Source organism: Serratia sp. DD3, from assembly GCF_000496755.2.
In genome coordinates, this window is record NZ_AYKS02000047.1 from 250,487 (window position 1) to 274,221 (window position 23,735).

Consider the following 23,735-nt stretch of genomic DNA (forward strand, 5'->3'; position numbering starts at 1 on the left):
GAAGTACCTTATGCAATAACACCCAGTGTCTTACCGATACGGATAAATGCCTCAACCGCATGTTCGATCTGCTCTGGTGTGTGATCAGCAGACATCTGGGTACGGATACGTGCCTGGCCTTGTGGTACCACCGGATAGAAGAAACCGGTGACGTAGATACCTTCTTTCAGCAAAGCGTTGGCAAAATCCTGCGCCAATTTGGCCTCACCTAGCATCACCGGAATAATCGCATGGTCAGCCCCGGCAAGCGTAAAACCGGCAGCGGTCATTTTTTCACGGAACAGCCGGGCATTACTCCACAAGCGTTCACGCAGTGCATCCCCTTGTTCCAATAGCTCCAGCACTTTGATCGACGCAGCCACAATCGCCGGGGCCAGCGAATTGGAGAACAGATAAGGGCGTGAGCGCTGGCGTAACCACTCCACCACCTCTTTTTTCCCTGCGGTATAGCCACCGGAAGCACCACCCAACGCCTTACCCAAGGTGCCGGTAATAATATCAACCCGGCCCATCACTTCGCAGTATTCATGTGTCCCGCGCCCATGGGCACCGACAAAACCCACCGCGTGGGAATCATCCACCATCACCAGTGCGTTGTATTGATCTGCCAGGTCACACACCCCTTTCAGATTGGCAATCACCCCATCCATCGAGAACACACCGTCGGTGGCGATCATGATGTGACGCGCACCATCCGCCTTGGCCTGCTTGAGTTGCTCCGCTAATTGATTCATATCGTTATTGGCATAGCGGTAGCGTTTAGCCTTGCACAAACGCACGCCATCGATGATGGAAGCATGATTCAAGGCATCAGAAATAATGGCATCTTCCGGGCCAAGCAAGGTTTCAAACAAACCGCCATTGGCATCAAAACAGGAGGAGTAGAGGATGGCATCTTCCATCCCCAGGAAACCCGCCAGTTTCTGCTCCAATTGTTTATGGCTATCTTGCGTACCACAGATAAAACGTACTGAAGCCATACCAAAACCATGGCTATCCATGCCCGCCTTGGCAGCAGCGATCAATGCCGGGTGGTTAGCTAGCCCAAGATAGTTATTGGCACAAAAATTGATAACATGGCGGCCATCGGCAACGGCGATATCTGCCTGCTGGGCGGAAGTGATGATACGTTCTTCCTTGAATAGCCCTTCGGCACGAGTGGTAGCAAGTTGTTGTTCTAACTGCTGATAAAAGGATGCGGACATTTAGTCATCTCCAAAATAGGGATATTTTGGGATATTTTACTGATTTATAACTAAGCTGACGACAATACACGACAGAGAAAATTAAAATTGCAGCAGATATCACGGCAAATGGCAGCGTCAATTAAGCGAATAGGATATTAACCATACCGCCGATGCTCCTGATGCAATGAAATGCTATTATAGGCGGCATATCAGAGTGAGCATGGTGCATCACCAAACAGAATATAGGGGTAAACCCAATGATTATCGTCACTGGCGGCGCTGGCATGATTGGCAGCAACATCATTAAGGCACTGAATGATCAAGGATATCGTGACATTCTGGTCGTCGACAACCTAAAAGATGGCACCAAATTCGTCAACCTGGTAGACCTTGATATCGCTGACTATATGGATAAAGAAGAGTTTCTCGTCAGCATTATGGCGGGTGACGATCTGGGTGATATCGAGGCTGTTTTCCACCAAGGTGCCTGCTCTTCCACCACCGAGTGGGATGGCAAATACATGATGGATAACAACTATCAGTATTCCAAGGATCTCCTGCATTTCTGTCTGGACCGCCAAATCCCCTTCCTGTATGCCTCTTCTGCTGCCACTTACGGTGGTCGCACCGATAACTTTATTGAAGAACGGCAGTATGAGCAGCCGCTGAATGTCTACGGTTACTCAAAATTCCTGTTCGACCAATACGTGCGTGAAATCTTGCCAGAGGCGGATTCGCAGGTATGCGCTTTCCGTTATTTTAATGTGTATGGCCCCCGTGAAGGGCACAAAGGCAGTATGGCCAGTGTGGCATTCCACCTGAACAACCAGATCCAGCGCGGTGAAAACCCCAAATTGTTCGCCGGTAGTGAAAACTTCAAGCGTGACTTTATTTATGTCGGCGACGTGGCGGCAGTGAATCTGTGGTTCTGGCAAAACGGCGTATCCGGTATTTTTAACTGCGGTACTGGCCGGGCGGAAACCTTCCAGGCGGTGGCGGATGCCGTGGTGGATTATCATCAATCAGGTGCCGTGGAATATATTGAGTTCCCGGAAAAACTGAAAGGCCGCTATCAGGCCTACACGCAAGCGGATCAAACCAAATTGCGCGCAGCCGGTTATAGCGCACCATTCAAAACCGTCGCCGAAGGCGTTAAAGAGTACATGGCCTGGTTGGATCGTACCGCTTAAGCTGAAGGAACGAATTTACGGTATGAAAATTCTGGTTATCGGCCCTTCGTGGGTTGGCGATATGATGATGTCGCAAAGCCTCTATCGCACCTTGAAGGCCGAGTATCCCTCAGCAGAAATCGACGTGATGGCCCCTGCCTGGTGCCGTCCTCTGCTGGCTCGTATGCCAGAAGTGAATCAGGCATTAGCCATGCCACTGGGCCATGGCGCCCTGGGGCTGGGTGAGCGCCGTCGTCTTGGTCATGCTCTGCGCTCGCAGGGTTATCAGCGTGCCTATGTGCTACCCAACTCGTTCAAATCTGCCCTGGTTCCCTTCTTTGCCAAGGTACCTTTGCGTATCGGTTGGCGCGGTGAGATGCGTTACGGTTTACTCAATGACCTGCGTGTGTTGGATAAAGCGGCGTTCCCCTTGATGGTGCAGCGCTATGTCGCCTTGGCTTACGATAAACAACGTATACACCGGGCGGAAGATCTGCCCCAGCCGCTACTCTGCCCACAATTGCAGGTCAGCGCCGGGGAAATCGCCGAAACCACAGCGGCATTTAACCTCACCGAGCAGCGGCCGATTATCGGTTTTTGCCCAGGTGCCGAGTTTGGCCCAGCCAAGCGTTGGCCGCACTATCATTACGCCACCTTGGCACAAGCGCTGATCAATCAAGGTTATCAAATTGTCCTGTTTGGTTCGGCCAAAGACAGTGAAGCGGGGGAACAGATCCGTGCCGCACTGGAAGAAAACAGCCGTGATTTCTGCCTTAATCTGGCCGGGAAAACACAGCTCGAACAAGCCGTCGTGCTGCTGGCTTCCTGCCAGGCAGTTGTCAGCAATGATTCCGGTTTGATGCATATTGCCGCGGCCCTGAATAAACCACTCATCGCACTGTATGGCCCAAGTAGCCCGGACTTCACTCCTCCGTTATCTCAGCAGGCCAGGGTGATCCGTTTGATTGATGGGTATCACAAAATCCGTAAAGGCGATGCTGATCAGGGTTATCACCAAAGCCTGATCGACATACAGCCCCAGCAGGTGTTAGACACGCTGATGCCACTACTTGCCGCCAGCGAGGAATAACCATGCAGGTACTGATCGTTAAAACCTCCTCAATGGGGGATGTACTTCATACCCTGCCTGCACTGACCGATGCCGTGCAGGCTATCCCTGGTATTGGTTTCGATTGGGTGGTGGAGGAAGGATTCAGCCAAATCCCCAGTTGGCACCCGGCGGTGGACCGCGTGATCCCGGTGGCACTTCGCCGTTGGCGTAAAAATTGGTTTGCTAAAGAGACCCGGCAGCAGCGCAACGATTTCAAACAGCAGGTACAACAACGCCAGTATGATATTGTCATTGATGCGCAGGGGTTAATTAAGAGCGCTGCGTTGGTGACGCGCCTTGCTCGCGGCAGCAAACATGGTCTGGATTGGCACAGCGCACGGGAACCACTAGCCAGTTGCTTTTATCAGCATCGTCATCCTGTGGATAAACAGCAACACGCAGTAGAACGTATACGCGAACTATTTGCCAAAAGCTTGGGTTATGAAAAACCGCATAATACCGGGGATTACGCCATTGCCGCGCGTTTTCTTAGCCATCCCCTTGCAGATGGCGGGAAATATCTGGTTTTCCTGCACGCAACCACGCGTGATGAAAAACATTGGCCAGAGCAGCATTGGCGTCAACTGATTGAATTACTTGCCCCTAGCGGGTTAAAGATCAAGCTCCCCTGGGGGGCCGAGCATGAACACCAGCGAGCTTTACGCTTGGCAGACGGGTTTGGGCATGTTGAAGTGTTACCCAAGCTGACTCTTGAGCAGGTAGCCGCCGTGTTGGCAGGCGCTAAAGCGGTGGTTTCAGTCGATACCGGGCTGAGTCATCTGGCTGCCGCCCTGGACCGCCCGAATATCACCCTGTATGGTCCAACAGACCCGGGGTTGATTGGGGGGTATGGGTTGAATCAGAATTCATTGATTGCGCCGAGAAAAAATATGCTAGAAATCACCGCTAACGCTGTCCGGACAGAACTACAAAAGGCCATCTAATGAAGAAACTGCATATTATTAATTTAGGGAAAATGGGTGGTGTTGAACGCCTGTTTTTGCAGTATATCAACGATACCACTGATAACAGTAACGAAGTAATTTGCATCAGCAGTGAGGTCGCTAAAGAAATTCGCCAACAGATGCCAAACCAGGCCGTGACGTTTGCCAATCGATTAATCAATTCACTCTCGCTGCGCTGCCCGCAATTTTTACGAAAATACCTGCTAACAAGAAAAATAGAAAGGGCCAATGCCGATGTGATCATCGTATGGGATCTGATTCCCGGTCTAGCAGCAAAACCTAAACGCGGCAAATTGATTTATTACGATCATGGCTGCTCCTGGCGTTATCCCAAAAATCATAAGACTCTGGGTTTCTTCGCTATGCTGGATGGTGTTATTTCTGCATCCCATGCGTCGAAACGCGTGATGGAATTACGTTTTAATTTACCCTGCCCAAACCCAGTAGTAATCAACCGTATCAAAACGCCAACAGGGCTTAACGATACCCCCAAGTTACTATCGCAACCAGTCAAGATCGGTACTGCTTCTCGACTAGTAAGTCTTAAAGGAATCAGCGTTTCCCTGCTGATGATGCAAGAGTTATTGCGTCGTGGACATCATGTTTCTTTAGAAATTGCAGGCAAAGGTCTAGACAGAGCAGCCTTTGAAGCTCTGGCTGAACGGCTACAACTCGGTGATCACGTCATATTCAGCGGTTTTCAAGATAATGTCGCAGACTTCTTTAACCGTATCGATATTTATATGAGTACACCGATTACCGAACCGTTCGGTTTGTCCTGTATGGAATCACTCTATTTTGGTGTGCCTGTAATATTCCCACTAATCGATGGTCAACCAGAGGCAGTGAAGGATGGTTATTGTGGTATTGGGCTAACACCGTCTATCACTATTGAACAGCATCAACATCTAACCGGCATAAAAGTTGATTTCCCGCATGATGTTTACGATCCACTCAGTGATTCACTCGTTAAGCCAAAATTATTGTCACATATCGATTGCGCAGATGCTGTGGAGAAACTGTTGGTGACAGATACTTACCAATTTCTCAGCAAAAATGCCCGTAATTACCCAATGACACATTTCAATTATGCAATGTTCAAGACTGATTTTGACCAGACTCTACTATCCTTGGCCACCCAGAATTAACCTAGTTGGAAAAACAGAACCATGCTGACAGAAAAGGCCCCCCATCCAGCATTTAGCTATCTTATTTATTTAGGGTGTGCTGTTGCTTTTTTTACCATTCCTTTCGGTTCCAACATTGGGCGTGATTTTTTTTATATCTCCAGTTACCTCTCATTGATTGTTATTTTCCTGCACGCAAAGTACTTCTTCAGAAACAAGATGAACCTAATTTTACCTATGCTTTTTTTCTGCGTAGGGATAGGATCCATTCTCTGGATGAGCGATTTTAAGCAACCAGGTGACTATATCAATATTTACCGCTCATACTTATCAACCGGAAAGTTACAAATAGCTACCGCATTTCTTTTACTGTTCGCACTGAATGAACGCCTTTGTATGCAGCGTGCATTTATTGTCGTGGCTTTAAGTTGCGGTTTGGCTGTCAATGGCTACGCACTTTATCAGGGATTGATATTAAATATTCCACGTATTGAACTCAACTTTGATCGCGCCACTGTCGTTGCCTATATTATGACCGCCATCAGTCTGGTCATGATGCAAGCCATTCTGATGTTACAAACTCGTTACCGCCTGATTTTATATGTTTTGGCTTTCTTGCTCACGTTCTCCAGTATCATCCTAACCGGAACAAGAGCTGCCATGTTGGTCTATCCTCTTGCGTCCATCTTATCGCTACTAGCAACAACAGAGTTAATATCTAGAAAACGCAAAATCCAGTTGGTAATCTCAATCCCTTTATTACTGCTAGTGAGTGGTGTTGTCTTCAAAACACAGATAGAAAAACGTATTAGTGATTTTAAAACCGACATACAAAGGATTGACCAACCCAAAGTGGAGAATTCAATTATTTCCAGGCTAAGTATGCAGGTCGTGGCTATACATGCTGGATCAGATGCACTATGGGGCCAATCCGCAGAGTTACGTGGCGAAAAAATCCGTACCATTGTCGCGCAAGAGCCCCAGCTATATGGAGCCATGCCCTATATCAATGTCCATCTACATAACGAATTACTGGAAACCTTTTCTCTTAAAGGTCTCTGGGGGGCGCTATGTTTACTGGCACTCTATATTGGTCTGTTTGTCTCGTCGCTGAGACCTCACCGCAATGCATTACTGCTAGGAATAAGTTTCAGTCTATTTGCTTACGGACTCAGCGATGTCGTTTTCTTCAGTAAGGAAGGCACCGTTATATTCTGTCTAGCGATTATTGCCAGTGTACTTTCCGTGAAAAAAAGTCGGGAGCCAACAGCATGAACCTGACATCACCTCTGCTTAGTATTATTGTTCCATTCTACAATAATGAGGATTTTATCATCGATAGTTTGGGGTCATTATTTGATCAAATTCGTGATGATATTGAAGTAGTAATTATTGATGATGGCTCGACAGATTCATCCTTTGTATTGGTCAACGAGTTTCTACTAAAAAAACAACATCCCTTAGTAAAATTTATTTCTCAGACAAACGGTGGTATTGCCAATGCCCGCAACGTCGGGTTACAAAATGCCGGTGGGCGCTATGTCACTTTTCTGGACGGAGATGACATGCTATGTACTGATTATCTGGCAGTTTTATACCCATTACTGCTCGAAGACCACGAGGATTTGATTGATTTCAACTATCAGAAATTCACCGTTTCTCCCTCTGTTTTACCCACAAATCAGCAGGTCAAACACATCGTGTACGACTTTCAACATCAAGGGCTGGATTGTCTAAAACCGCTATTTGCCAACTCGATGTGGCATCTTTGGAGTCGGGTTTATCGGCGTACATTGCTAGCAGGAGATACTTTTGAAAATGGGCGGCGCTATGAAGATGTTATCTTCACACCTTTCCAATATTTCAAAACCCGAAAAATTGCCCATATTGACCATGCGCTCTATCTATATCGCGATAATAACCAAGGGATCACCCGCAATATCAAGGCTAAAGATATTGAAGACATGCTGTTTGCGATGAAAAAAATGCTGCAATTTGTGGCACAACACCAAGGTGATGAACCGCTACGACAATTGGCTGCATTGATGCTCGCCAACTGTTTCTCCGAGGTGAAGTCCATGTCAAAAATAGTTTACGGCTATTATCACTATGAACCAGAGACCCTAAATACTCTTCGTCAGGCGGCCATGATATGCCAAGATAGTGACGTCCCGGGAAAAAAAGTCCGCCAAATGCGTTATGCACGAGTGGATACTTTTCTATCGAAAATGCGTTGGTGGCTACGCACCATCATACCAAGACGTTTCTAGCTTCTTATCAAGAGTTCAAAGACATATGAGCCACAATCTCATCATAAACACGCTGTGGCTGAATAACCCCCACCGGTCCATCAACCTCCAATGGCATGGTATAACCCGTTCGAGAAAGATGAATAATTCGGTGCAACTCTACATCCTGAATTGGTCCGGTAGACCGAGGATCAGCCGTCACAAATAAACTTATCGTCTTGGTTTTCAATGCAATCGCCAAATGCAAAGGCCCCGTGTCCCCAGATACCAGTAGATCGAGGCTATCAATTAATGTCAACGTTCCCTGTAGCCCAGTCTTACCTATCTTATTATCAACACAAGTCCGAGTATCAGGATGAATAAGCTGCAGGAACTCTTGTGCTTTCTTTTCATCTTTTTGCCCTGCACCAATCAACACAAAGCGCACATTTTGATATTGGACAGCCAACATATCCGCCAACTTGGCAAAGTGACCAACCGGCCAACAACGAGACTCTGTAGAAGCCCCAAGTTGAAATCCAATTGAGCAAAATTCGATGTTTCTAATGCCTGGCTTATAGGGGACAGGAATTTCCATAGTCGGATCGTCACAACGACACCCTAAAATGGAAATCAACTCCAGTTTTCGGCGGATAAAGTGCCCATAATAATGAAATACATAGTTGGTCAACCAAGGTTCCAACCCACATATCCCTGAACTATAGTTATCTCTGATGACATATTTTGCACCGGCCATAATGGCACTGATAACGTCATAAGGTAGGTGTGAATGCAGGATCAGAGCCAGGTCCGGCTGATGTTGCCGCAATGATTTCAACAGAGGGCCGATGGTCTTTATTTTACTGTTCCAGTAAATCACCCGATCATAATAGCGACCATTTTCTACTAACTCGCTATTTTTTTCATGTACTACCAGTGTGATATGTGCGGCAGGATAACGTTCACGCATCGCTCTCAACACCGGGGTATTGAACATGAAATCCCCTAAAGCTGTCGTGGAATAAATAACGATATTCTCGAACTGCATTTTGCTGTCAAAGGTCGCTTTATCCTGGAAACGACCATACTTCGCGGTATAACGTCGCAAGAACCAATCAGCAGCCTTGATTTTCCACTTTTTCGACATGTTAATTCACTTTAACCTGATAATATTCAGCCAACGTCATACCCACCGTGCGTTGCTGTAGCCAATCAAATAACTGTTCTAAATCCCGATACAAGGCTTCAATATCCTGCTCGTTTTTAAAGGTCGGGCTACCACCGGGCATAAACTCGGAAGAGTGAAGCATAAACTCAACATAATCATGCCCTTGTGCCAGCGAATTTTCCGCCACTCGCTTCATTTTTGCCAGATTATGACCGGATGGCCGCAGCCAATCTACTGATGGTGAGCGTTTTTTACCGCGAAAACGATCATAACCTTGCTTGAGCAAATTCATCAACGCAGAGTGTTTATACTGAATACTCATAGGAACTTCCAGCAACATCGAGTTACCGGGTTTGGCAATATTGGCTGGGTCAATAAAATAAGCCTGAGAGGGAAAATGGCGATAATCAGTTCCGCCGTTACCTTGGGGATTGCCCGGTGAATACTGCCAGTTAACCCGTGGAGTGACCGAACAATCTACCTGATAGCCATATTCCAGCAAAAGTGACGCATAAAACTCATTAAACGCCCAGCGCCCGGCACGGTGGCTGCGCATCTTGGTTTGAAAGGTATCTTCCAGCAACTTAGTCATATGATCGACTTTGGCACGGATCTGATTAGCGGGATATTCAATCAGATAAGGCTTATGGCGCCAGTCATTGTCAGTCAGTGGCTCAAGTGGGGGGCTGTTCCAGGCATGCAGATGCATACCCACTTCGGCGGTGCCGCGGGCAATCACATCACGGGCAAATTCGATATAGTGCGCATCCACTGCCATCTCATAATTGGTTAGATAAACTGGCTTGAACCCATATTTTTCACACAGCGCTTGAAATCGCGGCAAAAAACGGCTGTTCTCGGTCAAAATACGATCATGATTTTGCCAAAGGTTATCGCCTTCAGTATCAATGGTAATAAGAAACGCTGGTACGCTCATAAAGATACCTGTTGTTGTGCAAGCAGCGGGCTGATACTCATAAGGCATACATGTTACGCAGCTGATTTCTTCAGGGCAAACAACTTTGTCATCAGACTGTCCGAGGCTTTGATCGTCAGGGGAGATTTTCGTTATCGGTAAGAAAACTTGGCAATAGTAGCAACATACGATTAGGTCATTTAGAATCACACTTTGGTTTCACTGAAAGCGACTTATGATGAACGACGCGTTAGCCTCGGCTTCTGCCACGCCAATACAGCATATTCTGATCATTAAACTGCGCCATCACGGCGATATGCTGCTGACTACCCCAGTCATCAATACTTTGCGACAGAACTACCCCCAAGCCCAGATAGACATATTACTATATCAAGAAACGCAAGATATGCTGGCCAGCAACCCGGCACTATCACAGATATTTGTTATCGATCGCCAATGGAAAAAGCAGGGCCTCAAAGCTCATCTCAGCCATGAGTGGCGTTTGATCCGTCAGCTCCGAGCCCAACGATACGATCTGGTGATCAATCTTGCCGATCAGTGGCGCAGCGCGCTACTTTCACGTTTAACGGGGGCGCGCATCCGCCTGGGGTTCGATTTTCCCAAACGCCGAGGTTTTCTGTGGCGCCATTGCCATAGTCGATTGGTCTCGGTGGCTGAACATCAGCATCTGCACACTGTTGAGCAGAACCTTTCATTGCTGCAACCGCTCGGTTTACCGAATCTCAGCCAGCAAGTCACCATGAGTTACAGCGCGCAAGACTGGCAAGCCAGCCAACAACTTTTACGCCAGCATGGCATCAAGGATAGCTATATTGTGGTACAACCCACGTCACGCTGGTTCTTTAAATGTTGGAGTGAAGAAAAAATGGCCGCTACCATCAGCGCACTACAGGCTGATGGACACCAATTAGTGATAACCTCCGGGCCCGATACCAAAGAGCAGCAGATGGTCAAGCAAATACTGGAGCTGTGCCCACAGCCAGGTATCGTTTCCCTGGCAGGGCAACTGACGCTGCGGCAGTTGGCTGCACTGATTGATCACGCCAAACTGTTTATGGGTGTCGACTCTGTCCCTATGCATATGGCAGCAGCATTACAGACGCCTTGCGTGGCGCTTTTCGGGCCATCAAAATTGACATTCTGGCGCCCTTGGCAAGTCATCGGCCAGGTAATTTGGGCGGGGAACTATGGCGAACTGCCAGACCCTGATGCGGTTAATACCCGCACTGATGAGCGTTACCTCAACATTATTCCTACAGACGTGGTGATTGCAGCCGCGCGGAGCACCCTGGCATGAAAGCATTTCGTTTGGCGATTGTTCGCCAAAAATACCGCCCAGATGGCGGGGCAGAACGTTTTGTTTCCCGGGCACTGGAGGCTCTCGAGCAACAGGATCTGGATCTGAACGTTATCACCCGAGAATGGCAAGGTGATGCCAATCCGCAATGGCATATCCATCTGTGCAATCCGATGAAATTTGGCCGTATCAGCCGCGAGCGTGGTTTTGCGCAGGCCGCTAGAGCCTTGTGGCAAAAAGAGCATTTCGATCTGGTACAAAGTCATGAGCGCATCCCTGGCTGCGATATTTATCGTGCGGGTGATGGTGTACACCGCCGCTGGCTGTTGCAGCGAGCACGCCTGCTGCCGGAATGGCGGCGCAAATGGTTATTCTCTAACCGTTACCATCGTTATGTCATGTGCGCTGAACGCGCCATGTATGCCGCACCTGAGTTAAAAGCGGTGATTTGTAATGCCGAAATGATCAAGCAAGAAATTATCGACGACTTTAGCGTCCCTGCGGATAAAATCAGCGTGATCTACAACGCTATTGATAACCAGAAATTTTTACCTGCGGGTGAACAGCAACGGCAACAACTGCGCGCGCAATTTCAACTTCCCCAACAAGCACACTGCCTGGTCTTTGTCGGTTCCGGTTTTGAACGTAAAGGTCTGGCAGCAGCCATCCGTGCGGTAGCCGCAACAGAGAGTTATCTATTGGTCGTGGGTAAAGACAAAGCCGAGCAACGTTACCGAGCACTGGCGCAGTCACTGGGTTGTGGCCACCGAGTGCGCTTTATGGGCGTGCAGCAACAAACCCTGCCGTTCTACCAAGCTGCAGATGCTCTGCTGCTGCCAACCTTATACGACCCCTTCCCCAATGTAATCCTGGAAGCGATGTCATGTGGATTACCGGTGATCACCAGTACCACCTGCGGTGGAGCCGAGTTTATCACCCCAGGTGCAAATGGATTTGTCAGCGATGCACTGGATATTCGCGCGCTGACCGAAGCAATTGATGCATTACCTCGGCAAGCGTTGGGGTCCGCCATGGGAGAAACGGCAAGGCAGCGTATTATGTCGGCAACACCGACACAACTCTCAGAACAACTTATTGCACTCTATAACCGACTGCTGGATTAACTATGCGTATTCTGATGATTATCGACGGTCTGCCTGGTGGCGGGGCAGAAAAGGTAGTACTGACGTTATGCCAAGGCATGCAGCAAGCAGGGCATGACATCAGCCTGATTTCACTGCGTGATATCTGTAACTATCCCATCCCTGCTGGGATTAATTATCAAGTGATTCCCGACACCTGCAGGACACCCTGGCGCAAATTGACTGAGCTGTCACGTCGTGCTGCCATGCTGGACCGAACAATTAGTACCAATGAACAGCAAAAGGGCCGTTATGACCTGGTGTTCTCTAACCTGCATAAGACGGATCGTATTGTCAGCCGTAGTAAAGTGATTGATCAGCAACGTCTCTGGTTCTGCATACACGGTATTCTTTCCACTTCCTATCTGGGCCACCGAGCTGGGCTGGATCGCTGGTTAAAGCGCCGCAAGATAGCAAGTATCTATCAGCACAAAAATATTGTTGCCGTCTCACAGGCGGTAGGCCATGACCTGCATCAAAATTTAAGAATTGAGCCCAATCGATTGGAAATAATCAACAATCCTTTCGATATCAAAGCAATAGAACAAGAAGCCGCCGAGCCCTGCATGTTAGCAGGCAAAGATTATCTGATACATGTAGGCCGTTTCCATCCACACAAGCGCCATGACCGCTTGCTGAAAGCCTATGCGCTCTCCGGTATTAAAGCCCCTTTGGTATTACTGGGTGGCGGAGAAGAAAAAATAGTCGAAGAGACAAAACAGTTAGCGCAAGAGTTGGGGATCCATGAACAAGTACAATTTCTTGGTTTTCAGGCCAACCCCTTCCCATTTATCAAACACGCGCGCATGTTGGTGCTTAGTTCAGACAATGAAGGTTTCGGCAACGTACTGGTTGAGGCATTGCTGTGTGCGACTCCAGTGGTTAGCACGCGTTGTCCCGGTGGGCCGCAGGAAATCCTGGAAAAAGCAGGTATGAGCAATGCACTGGCCGAATTAAATGAAAAATCTCTAGCGGAAAAGATGGCAAACATTTATGCCAACCCTCCCGAAATTAATCATCAACAATTATTAAGTTATGGTCTAAAACCTATTTGTGAACAATATATTGCATTAAAAAAATAAACATAGGCAGGGTTGGCCTGCCTTTGCTTAAAACTATTTTAACTGTTGCATTTTTTGCCAAACCTCTTCAACCGGAATATCAGCACAGTTACCACTCGTAGCCTGTATTATCTGATAATCATCCGACCAAGGATGCCATTCTTCCGGTTTGGTCTCACCAAAAAATACCACCTGCTTTTTATTCAATGCCGCAGCCAAGTGCATTTGACCACCATCACTGCACAACACCAGATCGCACAAATCAAATGCGGCTAGCAACTCACGTACCGAGGCGGTGGGATACAGCGCCACTCGCGGATTTTGACACTGCATCAACAACTGTTCAGCGCGTTTATCATCACCAATATCATCTGGAGCCAACGTACCCGGCGGTGACCAAAAAATCAGTACCGAGGCATGATGATCCGTCGTTAAGTGACGAATAATCTCAGCATAGCGCTCCAGTGGCCAACTACTCTTTACTCTGCGGTTACTGAAATGCACAGCATAGAGATGCCCACTGCTGGCAGGTAACAATGCCTTTAAACGTTGCCTGGCGATATGACGCTCTTCATCGGTTAGATAGACACGCACAGGTGGAATCGGAATAACCTTATCCGTTATTGCCGACAAATAGCTAAAGGTACGTTCTACCTGATGTTTACCATGAAAATTAGCTGATTTAAAAGGATGATGAATGTCGCTGGTGCCTAAATCAGCACCGATAATCTTTTTAGCCCCAATCATTTTTGCCATGCGTAAGCTATACTTGCAAGGCTCTGGATTAGCGAGGATCACTGCATCAAATTTTATTTTTCTTAACTGCCAGAGCATCATTAACCGTTGAAAATAGACACCCAGTGTTGTCTCATTCTTGGCTTTATGTTTCGCCTTTTTATACACGAATACCTTTTCAAGGTGGGGGTTATGCTTCACCACGTCTTGGCTGACTTTATTGATCAACAGATACAGTTTTGCATCAGGGTAGGCAATTTTCACTCCTTCAATCAATGGAGTGGTACAAACCAAATCACCAATATTGTCACGGCGTATAATTAAAATATTCTTCATTCCAAACCTATCAGCCAAATCTTGTGTCAGTCGTCGCCAGCGCTCTTCAAACCACCAAACTAGCACCTTTCCGTGCTGGATATGATACTATTCAGAATAACGCATATAAATGAAATTGATAGCATGCTGCTTCGTGTATATCAGGTACTACTCTACCTTATCCAACCTCTGATCTGGCTCCGTTTGCTATGGCGTAGCCGCAAAGCGCCTGCCTATCGTAAACGCTGGGCTGAACGCTACGGTTTCTGCGCCGGAAAAGTGGTGCCGGGCGGTATTATGTTGCATTCAGTTTCCGTTGGCGAAACCCTGGCCGCAATCCCGTTAGTTCGAGCGCTGCGTCACCGTTATCCCTACCTGCCGATTACCGTCACCACCATGACACCAACCGGCTCTGAGCGTGTGCAATCCGCCTTTGGTAAAGATGTTCACCACGTCTATCTCCCTTATGACTTGCCGGGTTCCATACGCCGTTTTCTCAAGCAGGTTGAGCCTAAGCTGGTGATCATCATGGAGACCGAACTTTGGCCAAACCTAATCAATGGGCTGTATCAACGCCAAATCCCGTTGGTCATCGCCAATGCTCGCCTTTCTGCACGCTCCGCAGCAGGCTATAAAAAAATTGGCGGATTTATTCAAGATATCCTGCAGCATATTACCTTGATTGCCGCTCAAAATCATGAGGATGGTGAGCGCTTTCTTGCCCTTGGCTTAAAACGCTCTCAACTGGCTATCACCGGTAGCCTTAAGTTCGATATCTCGGTGACACCAGAACTTGCCGCGCGGGCCATTACGCTACGCCGCCAATGGGCACCACGCCGTCCGGTGTGGATCGCCACCAGCACGCATGAGGGTGAAGAAACCTTGTTGCTCGAGGCTCACCGCAGGTTATTGATCACCTACCCGAACTTATTACTGATTTTGGTACCACGCCATCCAGAACGCTTCCCTACCGCTAAGGCACTGGCACAAAAAGCGGGTTTTAGCTATATCACTCGTAGCAGTGGTGAGATCCCCTCCGGTAGTACGCAGGTGGTGATTGGCGATACCATGGGGGAGTTGATGCTGCTGTATGGCATTGCCGATTTGGCTTTTGTTGGTGGCAGCCTGGTGGAACGTGGGGGGCATAATCCCTTGGAGGCTGCTGCGCATGCCATTCCGGTCCTGATGGGGCCGCATACCTTCAACTTCAAAGATATCTGTGCCAAGCTCACCGAAGCGGGGGGACTTATCACGGTCAATGATGTCGATGCTCTGGTAAAAGAAGTAGCGACATTACTGACTGATGAAGATTACCGCCATTACTATGGCCGTCATGCCGTTGAGGTGTTGTATCAGAATCAGGGAGCACTGCAGCATCTGCTACAATTGCTGCAACCCTATCTGCCGCCACGGAGTCACTAAATGAGCGACCGTAAACGTCTTTCGGTTGTGATGATCGCTAAAAACGAAGCCGAGCTGTTGCCTGAGTGTCTGCAATCGGTCTCTTGGGCTGATGAAATCATCGTTCTCGATTCCGGCAGTACAGACGGTTCTGTCGCCTTGGCGGAAAGCCTCGGTGCTAAAGTATTTATGCATACCGAGTGGCAAGGTTTTGGCAAGCAACGCCAAAAAGCGCAAAGCTACGCCACCCATGATTACATTCTGATGATCGACGCCGATGAGCGTGTCACGCCAGAACTACGCCAATCGATTGAACAAGCGCTGGTAACTGCAGAAGACAACGTGGTCTACAGCCTTGGGCGCCGCAACCTGTTCCTTGGCCGCTTTATGCGCCATAGTGGTTGGTACCCAGATCGGGTCAATCGGTTGTATGCCAACGCCCATTATCGTTACAACGATGATTTAGTTCACGAGTCACTCAATACGGCGGGCGCCAAAATTGTGCCATTAAAAGGTGATTTGCTACACCTGACCTGCCGCGACTTTTTTGCTTTTCAGCGCAAACAACTGCATTACGCCGAACAGTGGGCTGCCCAGCGCCATCAGGCAGGTAAACGCTGTGGTTACTTGTCGATCCTTACCCACACCTTGGGAGCCTTCTGCAAAACCTGGTTGCTACGGGCTGGTTTTCTTGACGGTAAACAAGGCTTGCTGTTAGCCATGGTCAACGCGCAATATACTTTCAATAAATATGCCGCACTGTGGGCATTGGGACGTAACGTTACCCAATAACCCTCAAGATACAGCCATGCTGCTTCTTGAAGGTCGTTAGGTCTATTCAGAGAATATGAGTGATGAGCAGCAAAGCAATCTATCCTGGCACTTTCGATCCCATGACCAATGGTCATCTGGATTTAGTCACGCGCGCCTCAAAGATGTTTGATCACATCATCTTGGCTATTGCCGCCAGCTCGAGCAAAAAACCTCTGTTTACGCTGGAAGAGCGCGTAGCCTTGGCTACACAGGTAACCGCGCATCTGGATAATGTTGAAGTACAGGGTTTCAGTGAGCTGATGGCACACTTTGCCGCCCATCAGAATGCCAATATTCTGGTACGTGGCCTGCGCGCCGTGTCTGATTTTGAATATGAATTACAGTTGGCAAATATGAATCGCCACCTGATGCCACAGCTTGAAAGCGTCTTTTTGATGCCATCGGAACAGTGGTCATTCATCTCTTCAACACTGGTGAAAGAAGTCGCTCGCCATGGCGGTGATATCACCGCCTTTCTGCCTGATGTCGTTGCCAAGGCATTAATGGAAAAACTCGCCAAACAGTAATCAATGCTGGCAGTTGCGGCAGAAAAAGGTGCTGCGCTGCCCGTGTTTTGTGCTATCAATCAAGGTACCACAGACGCGGCAGGGCTCTCCTGCTCGGCCGTAAACCTGCAGTTGTTGCGCAAAATACCCAGGTTTGCCATCTGATTGCAGAAAATCACGCAATGTCGTGCCGCCTTGTTTAATGGATTGTAGTAAAACCGCCTTGATGGTTGCTGCCAACAACTCTGCCTCTGCTTGGCTTAATGACCCTGCTTGACGACCCGGCAAGATCCCCGCACTGAACAGTGATTCACTGGCATAGATATTACCCACCCCAACCACCAGTTTGTTATCCATCAACCAAGGCTTAATCAATGTGCGTTTGTCGCGGGATTTCTGGTAGAGATAAGTACCATTGAAAGTTTCGCTCAACGGCTCCGGGCCAAGATGAGCTAACACCGAGCTCTGCGCAAGATCTGCACACCACAGCCAGGCACCAAAACGGCGCGGATCGGTATAACGCAGGATCATGCCATTGCTCATCACCAGATCAACATGATCATGCTTACCGGCTTCAGTCTCCTCTGTCAGCATGCGCAAACTGCCAGACATGCCTAAGTGAACAATAATCCAGCCATCATCTAACTCAATCAGCAAGTATTTAGCACGGCGTTGCACACTACGTACCAACCGATCACTCAATGACAGGATCTGTTCTGAAACCGGCCAACGCAGGCGAGAATTACGTACCACCGCATACTGAATGTGGTGACCAACAAGATAAGGCTCAATGCCACGGCGGCTGGTTTCGACTTCAGGTAATTCAGGCATACCAGGCTCCTTCTCTGCTTTTGTTACTCCAAGCTACAAGGGATATCGGCGACAACAACTTGGCTTACTGAGTGATACAACGAAAAAAACCCGGCCTAGACCGGGTTTTTATTATAATCCACTAAAATTATTTAATTTTAGCTTCTTTGTAGAGCACGTGTTGACGGACAACTGGATCGAATTTCTTCAGTTCCAATTTTTCCGGCTTAGTACGCTTGTTCTTCGTAGTGGTATAGAAGTGACCAGTACCAGCAGAAGAAACCAGCTTGATCTTCTCGCGAACACCTTTAGCCATGATTCAGTTCCTTAATACTTCTCACCACGGGCACGTAGATCGGCCAAAACCGTCTCAATACCCTTCTTATCAATAACACGCATACCTTTAGCAGATACACGCAGAGTGACAAAGCGCTTCTCAGCCTCAACCCAAAAACGGTGTGAGTGCAGGTTAGGCAGAAAACGGCGTTTAGTCGCGTTCATTGCGTGGGAACGGTTGTTACCGCTCACCGGGCGCTTGCCAGTAACTTGGCAGACTCGGGACATGTCTATTCTCCAAAAATCAAATCAGCTCGAGCTCAAAGGGGTATGGCCGCCTCGTCAGGCTTTTAGAGCCCATCTCAGCAAACTTCATACTGAGGAGACTCTCGTCATCAGGTCAGAAACCACACATCAGGTCAGAAACCTGCTGAGATAGGCTCTTAACGCCAAACCCAAGATTCTCAAAGGTGGCGTAGTATACGCTCTGAAGCGTAAGTGCTCAAGTCCCGAACAAATAAAGATCCCACAAGGATCGCGAAAAAGTGACTTAAAGCCATCCACGCTCAGCAAAAGAGACGCATTCTCCCCGGCCAATCACCACATGATCGAGCACTCGGATCTCCAATAATCGGCAGGCATTGACCACTTGCTCGGTTATTGAACGGTCAGCGTGGCTAGGTTCCGCCTTACCCGATGGGTGATTATGCGCCAAAATGATGGCCGCTGCATTAGCCTTCAACGCTTCACGCACAATTTCTCTTGGGTGCACGACGACACTATTAATGGTACCAGCAAACATCTCCTGATGGCGAATCACCCGGTGTTGATTATCCAAAAAAAGCACTAAAAAAACCTCCCGTTCGTGATGAGCCAGCAAACTATGCAAATAATGCTGGGTAATTTTCGGATTGAGTAGAGCATTCTCCAACAGATGGGGGCCAGAAAATAACCGGAAAGCCAATTCAGAAATCGCCTGTAGCTGTGTATACGTCGCTATCCCTAACCCTTTCTGGCTGCAAAATTGTTGGTAATCAGCCGAAATAAGGTGATACAGCGAGCCAAAATGTGCCAATAACTGTTCAGCACGTTGTGAAACATGCACGCCTGGTGAACCTGTTCGTAAAAAAATTGCCAACAACTCGATGTCAGACAGCGCCGCCGCACCATCACGCATCAGTTTCTCTCTGGGCGCCAGAGCCCCTGGCCATATAGACATATCTTGACTACTCATCGCCTCCTCCCTGCAAGCCACAGAGTATGCCTCGAGGGATTTTGGACTGCGACAGGTGCTTGATAACATTGCGATGCATAGCGAAAACCACCATGCAACTGGCTGCATACACAGCAGAATCGCGCTCCCTGGCAGTGGTTATGCTAATATGCTGCATCTTTAGATTTTCAATCGGACAATCATGATGACGGGACTTTCCGGTAAACATATTGTGCTGGGTATCAGTGGCGGTATCGCTGCTTACAAATGCCCAGAGTTGGTACGGCGACTGCGCGACAGGGGGGCAGAGGTACGGGTGGTAATGACCACCGCCGCCAAAGCATTTATTACCCCACTGACACTGCAAGCGGTTTCCGGCCACCCGGTTTCCGACGATCTCCTCGACCCTGCGGCGGAAGCTGCCATGGGACATATCGAATTAGGTAAATGGGCTGATTTGGTGATCCTGGCTCCCGCCACCGCTGATCTGCTGGCTCGTATCACCGCCGGTATGGCTAACGATTTGTTAACCACCGTCTGCTTGGCAACCGATGCCCCCATCGCCGCAGCCCCGGCCATGAACCAGCAAATGTATCGCGCAACCGCCACCCAAGCGAATCTGCAAACCTTGCAAGCCCGTGGTTTGCTATTATGGGGGCCAGATTGTGGCAGCCAGGCTTGTGGCGACGTTGGGCCTGGGCGCATGTTGGACCCTCTGCAGATCATTGAACTGGCAGAGAGCTATTTTTCTGCGCCACAAGATCTGAAACAATTAAAAATTATGATTACCGCGGGTCCTACTCGCGAGGCGCTGGACCCAGTGCGCTTTATCAGCAACCACAGCTCCGGCAAAATGGGCTTTGCCATCGCCCATGCTGCTGCTGCTCGTGGTGCACAAGTGACGTTAGTGGCCGGGCCGGTAAACCTGCCAACGCCCCCTGGCGTAACTCGTGTGGATGTCATCAGTGCACTGGAAATGGAACAAGCAGTAAAGCAACAGGTCGAACAACAAGATATTTTTATTGCCTGTGCCGCCGTCGCTGACTATCGGGCAGAGCAGGTTGCCAATGAAAAAATCAAAAAACAGGGTGATACCATCACCCTTAAAATGGTAAAAAATCCCGACATCGTTGCGGGTGTTGCCCTGATGAACAAAAATCGACCTTTTGTCGTCGGGTTTGCGGCAGAAACCCAGAATGTGGAAGAATACGCCCGGCAAAAACTGGCGCGTAAAAAACTGGATTTAATCTGCGCTAACAATGTATCGCTTGCAGAGCATGGTTTTAATAGTGATACCAATGCACTGCATCTTTTTTGGCAAGATGGAGAAAAACGCCTCGCCCATAGTGACAAGGCATCCCTTGGCCAACGTTTAATAGACGAGATAATCAGCCGTTATGATGAAAAAAATCGACGTTAAGATCCTCGACCCACGTATCGGTCAAGATTTCCCATTACCGACCTATGCTACCCCAGGCTCTGCTGGTCTTGATCTGCGCGCCTGTCTGGACAGTGCTGTCGAGTTGGCACCCGGCGAAACCACTTTACTCCCCACCGGTCTGGCGATTCATATTGCCGATACCGGTCTTGCCGCAGTGATCCTGCCGCGCTCGGGTCTGGGCCATAAGCATGGGGTGGTACTCGGCAATCTGGTTGGCTTGATCGATTCCGATTACCAAGGCCAATTAATGGTGTCGGTATGGAACCGTGGCCAGAAATCTTTCACCATTGAACCCGGTGAACGCATCGCACAAATGGTGTTTGTGCCAGTTGTACAAGCGGAGTTCAATCTGGTGACTGAGTTTGATAGTAGCGAGCGTGGAGCCGGTGGTTTCGGCCATTCGGGACGCCAATAGGGTTGCTCTATCTTAAGATGATCACTGAAAACCTTGCTGCCCAAAAGAGGAAGACATCTCTATGGCAAGGTTTACCCGACAATAAAATACCGAATACCAGGTCACACGCAGAATCATTGTCGGAGAAACTTTTGGCTTATATCCAGGTTGATTCAAATTGCCCGACAGCAGTTTGAAAGACGGTGGGTGTCGGCTGTTTTAGCAAGGGTCTTATTACACATGGCAGAAAAAGAAAATACCAAAAGGAATCGGCGCGAGGACATACTGCAGGCGTTAGCCCAGATGCTGGAATCCAGCGATGGCAGCCAGCGTATCACCACAGCCAAGCTTGCCGCGAACGTAGGTGTCTCTGAGGCAGCCCTTTACCGGCACTTCCCTAGCAAGACACGAATGTTTGATAGCCTGATCGAGTTTATTGAAGACACCCTGATAACGCGCATCAATTTGATCCTGCAGGATGAAAAAGAGACACTCAACCGTCTGCGCCTAATTATGCTACTCCTACTTGGGTTTGCTGAGCGCAATCCAGGCCTGACACGTATCATCACCGGGCATGCACTGATGTTTGAGCAAGATCGCCTGCAGGGTAGGATCAACCAGTTGTTTGAACGTATTGAAGCACAGCTGCGTCAGGTGCTGAAGGAACGTAAACTGCGTGAAGGGAAAGGCTTTAACGTTGATGAAACGTTGCTGGCCAGCCAATTATTGGCATTTTGCGAAGGGCTATTTTCACGCTATATCCGGTCTGAATTCCGCTACAGTCCAACACAGGATTTCGATGCCCGCTGGCCACTCCTGGCAGCACAGTTGCAATAATCTTTTGAAGTAGCGCTACTTAAATAGTGATGAATGAGGTGCCGGGGTTAACCCGGCATCACTCTTTATACTCCGTACTGTTCGCGATACGCCCGCACCGCTGCCAAATGTTCAGCCATCTCCGGTTTCTCTTCCAGATAAGCAATCAGCTCCTTGAGCGTAATAATTGAGATCACTTTACAGTGATAATCGCGCTCTACTTCCTGAATTGCCGAAACATCAGCACGGCCGCGCTCTTGGCGATCAAGGGAGATCAGCACCCCAGCCAAAGTGGCATGATGAGCCTGGATAATCTCCATTGACTCACGAATCGCCGTCCCTGCGGTGATCACATCATCCACCAGCATCACCCGCCCTTGCAGTGGACTCCCCACCAAAGTGCCACCTTCGCCATGATCCTTGGCCTCTTTACGGTTAAAGCAATAAGGCATATCTCGGTCATGATGTTCCGCCAGTGCGACCGCGGTGGTCGTAGCAATGGGAATGCCCTTATAGGCTGGGCCAAACAGCAGATCAAAATCAATACCAGAATCCACCAAGGCTTCAGCATAGAAACGCCCTAATAACGCCAGATCGCGCCCGGTATTAAACAGGCCAGCATTAAAAAAATAAGGGCTGGTACGTCCCGATTTCAAGGTGAACTCACCGAATTTCAGTACCTGTTTGCTAAGCGCGAATTCAATAAACTGGCGCTGATAGGCTTTCATGACTCACTTTCCTCGTCTGAACTGTAATGTTTATGCTGTGGTTGCAAATTTAAGTTGTAAAAAAGGCGACTTCGTCGCCTTTGAAAAATTATTCTGCCAACGCCGCTTTCTGCGCTTGAAAGATGGTTTCGATACCCCCACGGGCCAATGCCAGCAAGGCCAGCAACTCATCATGGTTGAACGGCTCACCTTCAGCGGTCCCCTGCACCTCGATCATGCGGCCATCTTCCATCATCACCACATTCATGTCGGTTTCTGCTGCAGAATCTTCAACATATTCCAGGTCGCATAACGCTTCACCATTAACGATGCCCACCGAAACTGCCGCCACCAAGCCTTTCATCGGGTTGGTTTTCAATTTCCCTGCAGCAACCAACGCATTCAGCGCATCGGCCAGGGCCACACAGGCACCTGAAATTGAAGCGGTACGGGTGCCACCATCGGCTTGCAATACGTCGCAGTCCAAAGTAATGGTGAATTCACCGAGTTTTTTCAGATCGACAGCAGCCCGTAGTGAACGTGCAATCAGGCGCTGAATTTCCAACGTGCGCCCACCTTGTTTTCCTTTCGCTGCTTCGCGCGCATTACGGCTATGGGTAGAACGCGGTAACATACCGTATTCAGCGGTCACCCACCCTTGCCCCTGACCTTTCAGGAAGCGTGGAACGCCCTCTTCGACGGTGGCGGTGCACAAAACTTTGGTATCGCCAAACTCGACCAGCACTGAACCTTCAGCGTGTTTGGTGTAGTGACGGGTCATTGTCAGGGGGCGAATTTGTTGTGGTGCTCTGCCTGCAGGACGCATGGGCTGTTTTCTCCGGCTTCTTATCAACAATTTGAGGCGTATTATACGAGCTTCGTGACGTTATGCCTATCCTGCCCTCAGGTGCAACGC

General features: G+C 48.8%; 25 protein-coding genes. 15 read left to right on the top strand and 10 right to left on the bottom strand.

Going from position 1 to position 23,735, the window contains the following annotated elements; all coding sequences use genetic code 11:
• Positions 1-8 precede the first annotated feature (8 nt).
• On the bottom strand, positions 9-1,205 hold the full coding sequence (locus IO95_RS08650) for a glycine C-acetyltransferase (RefSeq protein WP_023490542.1): 1,197 nt from the start codon (positions 1,203-1,205) through the stop codon (positions 9-11).
• A gap of 239 nt (positions 1,206-1,444) precedes the next feature.
• Here IO95_RS08650 and rfaD point away from each other — a divergent pair, with 239 nt between their 5' ends.
• The 6 genes from rfaD to IO95_RS08680 are packed head-to-tail and all read left to right on the top strand — an operon-like array spanning position 1,445 to position 7,829.
• A complete protein-coding gene (gene rfaD, locus IO95_RS08655; RefSeq protein ID WP_037384818.1) occupies positions 1,445-2,377 on the top strand; it encodes an ADP-glyceromanno-heptose 6-epimerase in 933 nt (310 codons plus the stop codon).
• 22 nt (positions 2,378-2,399) lie between these two features.
• Positions 2,400-3,446 carry an ADP-heptose--LPS heptosyltransferase RfaF gene (gene rfaF / locus IO95_RS08660; protein WP_023488971.1) on the top strand — a complete coding sequence of 349 codons (1,047 nt, stop codon included), beginning with the start codon at positions 2,400-2,402 and terminating at the stop codon, positions 3,444-3,446.
• 2 nt (positions 3,447-3,448) lie between these two features.
• Positions 3,449-4,411: a lipopolysaccharide heptosyltransferase RfaC gene (rfaC, locus tag IO95_RS08665; RefSeq protein WP_023488970.1), complete on the top strand. Its 963-nt coding sequence runs from the start codon at positions 3,449-3,451 to the stop codon at positions 4,409-4,411.
• Positions 4,411-5,580, top strand: a complete 1,170-nt coding sequence (locus IO95_RS08670; RefSeq protein WP_037384821.1) for a glycosyltransferase — start codon at positions 4,411-4,413, stop codon at positions 5,578-5,580. Before rfaC ends, IO95_RS08670 begins: the two co-directional genes overlap by 1 nt.
• Before the next feature lie 21 nt (positions 5,581-5,601).
• Positions 5,602-6,834 (top strand): O-antigen ligase, encoded by a 1,233-nt coding sequence (locus IO95_RS08675; RefSeq protein WP_037384823.1) that lies wholly within the window; start codon positions 5,602-5,604, stop codon positions 6,832-6,834.
• Positions 6,831-7,829 carry a glycosyltransferase family 2 protein gene (locus IO95_RS08680; RefSeq protein ID WP_037384826.1) on the top strand — a complete coding sequence of 333 codons (999 nt, stop codon included), beginning with the start codon at positions 6,831-6,833 and terminating at the stop codon, positions 7,827-7,829. Before IO95_RS08675 ends, IO95_RS08680 begins: the two co-directional genes overlap by 4 nt.
• 7 nt (positions 7,830-7,836) lie before the next feature.
• Here the strand turns inward: IO95_RS08680 and IO95_RS08685 are convergent, their stop codons facing one another.
• Both IO95_RS08685 and IO95_RS08690 read right to left on the bottom strand, forming a co-directional pair.
• The gene (locus IO95_RS08685; RefSeq protein ID WP_037384828.1) at positions 7,837-8,934 is read right to left on the bottom strand and encodes a glycosyltransferase family 9 protein; all 1,098 of its coding nucleotides are present in this window, start codon (positions 8,932-8,934) and stop codon (positions 7,837-7,839) included.
• A gap of 1 nt (position 8,935) precedes the next feature.
• The gene (locus IO95_RS08690; RefSeq protein WP_037384831.1) at positions 8,936-9,892 is read right to left on the bottom strand and encodes a polysaccharide deacetylase family protein; all 957 of its coding nucleotides are present in this window, start codon (positions 9,890-9,892) and stop codon (positions 8,936-8,938) included.
• A 214-nt stretch (positions 9,893-10,106) separates the two neighbouring features.
• Between IO95_RS08690 and rfaQ the strand changes: the two genes are divergently transcribed.
• The 3 genes from rfaQ to IO95_RS08705 are packed head-to-tail and all read left to right on the top strand — an operon-like array spanning position 10,107 to position 13,413.
• Complete coding sequence (gene rfaQ, locus IO95_RS08695; protein ID WP_023492585.1) at positions 10,107-11,189, top strand: putative lipopolysaccharide heptosyltransferase III; 1,083 nt, start codon at positions 10,107-10,109, stop codon at positions 11,187-11,189.
• Positions 11,186-12,313, top strand: a complete 1,128-nt coding sequence (locus IO95_RS08700; RefSeq protein WP_023492584.1) for a glycosyltransferase family 4 protein — start codon at positions 11,186-11,188, stop codon at positions 12,311-12,313. Before rfaQ ends, IO95_RS08700 begins: the two co-directional genes overlap by 4 nt.
• Positions 12,314-12,315: 2 nt before the next feature.
• Positions 12,316-13,413, top strand: coding sequence for a glycosyltransferase (locus IO95_RS08705; protein ID WP_023492583.1), 1,098 nt, complete (start codon positions 12,316-12,318; stop codon positions 13,411-13,413).
• A gap of 33 nt (positions 13,414-13,446) precedes the next feature.
• Here the strand turns inward: IO95_RS08705 and IO95_RS08710 are convergent, their stop codons facing one another.
• Positions 13,447-14,463, bottom strand: a complete 1,017-nt coding sequence (locus tag IO95_RS08710; protein ID WP_037384833.1) for a glycosyltransferase family 9 protein — start codon at positions 14,461-14,463, stop codon at positions 13,447-13,449.
• 123 nt (positions 14,464-14,586) lie between these two features.
• On the opposite strand from IO95_RS08710, the gene waaA reads away from it, so the two are divergent.
• The 3 genes from waaA to coaD all read left to right on the top strand — a co-directional run bounded on the left by waaA (position 14,587) and on the right by coaD (position 17,183).
• The gene (gene waaA, locus IO95_RS08715; protein WP_023490035.1) at positions 14,587-15,864 is read left to right on the top strand and encodes a lipid IV(A) 3-deoxy-D-manno-octulosonic acid transferase; all 1,278 of its coding nucleotides are present in this window, start codon (positions 14,587-14,589) and stop codon (positions 15,862-15,864) included.
• A complete protein-coding gene (locus tag IO95_RS08720) occupies positions 15,865-16,635 on the top strand; it encodes a glycosyltransferase family 2 protein (protein WP_023490034.1) in 771 nt (256 codons plus the stop codon).
• 62 nt (positions 16,636-16,697) lie between these two features.
• Positions 16,698-17,183 (top strand): pantetheine-phosphate adenylyltransferase, encoded by a 486-nt coding sequence (gene coaD / locus IO95_RS08725; RefSeq protein WP_023490033.1) that lies wholly within the window; start codon positions 16,698-16,700, stop codon positions 17,181-17,183.
• Here coaD and mutM read toward each other — a convergent pair whose 3' ends face one another.
• The 4 genes from mutM to radC all read right to left on the bottom strand — a co-directional run bounded on the left by mutM (position 17,184) and on the right by radC (position 19,467).
• Complete coding sequence (gene mutM / locus IO95_RS08730; RefSeq protein WP_023490032.1) at positions 17,184-17,993, bottom strand: bifunctional DNA-formamidopyrimidine glycosylase/DNA-(apurinic or apyrimidinic site) lyase; 810 nt, start codon at positions 17,991-17,993, stop codon at positions 17,184-17,186. It lies immediately after the preceding gene.
• 127 nt (positions 17,994-18,120) lie between these two features.
• Positions 18,121-18,288: a 50S ribosomal protein L33 gene (rpmG, locus tag IO95_RS08735; protein WP_002208990.1), complete on the bottom strand. Its 168-nt coding sequence runs from the start codon at positions 18,286-18,288 to the stop codon at positions 18,121-18,123.
• 11 nt (positions 18,289-18,299) lie between these two features.
• Entirely contained in the window at positions 18,300-18,536 is a 237-nt protein-coding gene (gene rpmB / locus IO95_RS08740; RefSeq protein ID WP_004931195.1) for a 50S ribosomal protein L28, read from the bottom strand.
• Positions 18,537-18,798: 262 nt separating this feature from the next.
• Positions 18,799-19,467: a DNA repair protein RadC gene (gene radC, locus IO95_RS08745; protein WP_200874164.1), complete on the bottom strand. Its 669-nt coding sequence runs from the start codon at positions 19,465-19,467 to the stop codon at positions 18,799-18,801.
• A 196-nt stretch (positions 19,468-19,663) separates the two neighbouring features.
• Here radC and coaBC point away from each other — a divergent pair, with 196 nt between their 5' ends.
• The 3 genes from coaBC (at position 19,664) to slmA (ending at position 22,133) form a co-directional block, all read left to right on the top strand.
• A complete protein-coding gene (gene coaBC, locus IO95_RS08750) occupies positions 19,664-20,881 on the top strand; it encodes a bifunctional phosphopantothenoylcysteine decarboxylase/phosphopantothenate--cysteine ligase CoaBC (protein ID WP_023490030.1) in 1,218 nt (405 codons plus the stop codon).
• Positions 20,859-21,317, top strand: a complete 459-nt coding sequence (dut, locus tag IO95_RS08755) for a dUTP diphosphatase (RefSeq protein ID WP_023490029.1) — start codon at positions 20,859-20,861, stop codon at positions 21,315-21,317. The genes coaBC and dut overlap by 23 nt, the downstream gene beginning before the upstream one ends.
• A 219-nt stretch (positions 21,318-21,536) precedes the next feature.
• On the top strand, positions 21,537-22,133 hold the full coding sequence (gene slmA / locus IO95_RS08760) for a nucleoid occlusion factor SlmA (RefSeq protein WP_023490028.1): 597 nt from the start codon (positions 21,537-21,539) through the stop codon (positions 22,131-22,133).
• Positions 22,134-22,198: 65 nt separating this feature from the next.
• Here the strand turns inward: slmA and pyrE are convergent, their stop codons facing one another.
• Together pyrE and rph are read right to left on the bottom strand one after the other, a co-directional pair.
• The gene (gene pyrE / locus IO95_RS08765; protein WP_023490027.1) at positions 22,199-22,840 is read right to left on the bottom strand and encodes an orotate phosphoribosyltransferase; all 642 of its coding nucleotides are present in this window, start codon (positions 22,838-22,840) and stop codon (positions 22,199-22,201) included.
• Between the two features lie 88 nt (positions 22,841-22,928).
• Positions 22,929-23,645: a ribonuclease PH gene (gene rph, locus IO95_RS08770; RefSeq protein ID WP_023490026.1), complete on the bottom strand. Its 717-nt coding sequence runs from the start codon at positions 23,643-23,645 to the stop codon at positions 22,929-22,931.
• Positions 23,646-23,735: the final 90 nt, after the last annotated feature.